We start from the raw sequence: 892 nt of genomic DNA, 5'->3' as shown, positions 1-892 counted from the left end.
ATGGTGAACCGTTAGTGTATATTTCCTCTGCTGACTGGATGGAACGCAACATCGATAACCGTATTGAGGTGATGTCTCCTGTACGTGATCCACGCATCAAACAACGCATTATCGATATTCTCAACATCCAGTTTACTGATACAGTGAAGGCGCGCCGAATCGACAAAGAGATGAGCAATAACTATGTTGAACGCGGCAATACGGAAAAAAATACGTTCTCAGATAGCCATTTACGACTATCTTAAAAATGTTGAAAAACACACGCGTAAGCAAAAAGGGCAAGTAGAACAGAATGACAACAACCATAGCTCGAGATATTGCCGCATCGACCTAGGCTCCAACAGTTCCATATGGTAGTAGCCAAAGTCGTCGATGAAGATCTGCAATTAATCAGTCGCCATAAACAGCGCGTTACTTGCTGATGGCTTGGATAACGAAATGAATCTGAGCCACTCAGCGATGGAGCGAGGGCTTGAGTGCTTAGCCATGTTTGCCGAACGACTGCAAGGTTTTGAACCAGATAATGTTCGCATTGCGGCCACGCATACCTTACGACAAGCGCATAATGCTCATCTATTCTTACAACGCGCCAAGCAAGTCATACCCTTCCCCATCGAAATAATTCCGGGAGAAGAGAAGAGGAAGCGCGTTTAATCTATCTCGGCGTGGCACATACACAATTAGAAGTCTCCTCTAAACTGGTGGTTGATATTGGCGGTGGCAGTACCGAACTGATCATCGGTCGCGATTTTGAACCAGAGCTACTCAACAGTAAGCAAATGGGGTGCGTCAGTTTCACCAGTCGTTACTTTCCAACGGAAAATTACCAAAAGAACATCAACAAGCGATCACTGCGGGTGAGCAAAAGCTGGAATCCATCGCTAGCCAGTAT

The 892-nt window shown here is 45.6% G+C and carries 2 pseudogenes; both read left to right on the top strand.

From position 1 onward, the window contains the following. Positions 1 to 303 (top strand): annotated as a pseudogene (locus CIK04_RS23635) (RNA degradosome polyphosphate kinase); the annotation flags it as partial. Then, positions 293 to 892: pseudogene (locus CIK04_RS23630) on the top strand (exopolyphosphatase); the annotation flags it as partial. The pseudogenes CIK04_RS23635 and CIK04_RS23630, both read left to right, overlap by 11 nt.

This window comes from Vibrio sp. 03_296 (assembly GCF_002265885.1).
Note: the sequence above shows the minus strand (reverse complement) of the source record. Positions and strands in the feature narration are given on the sequence as shown.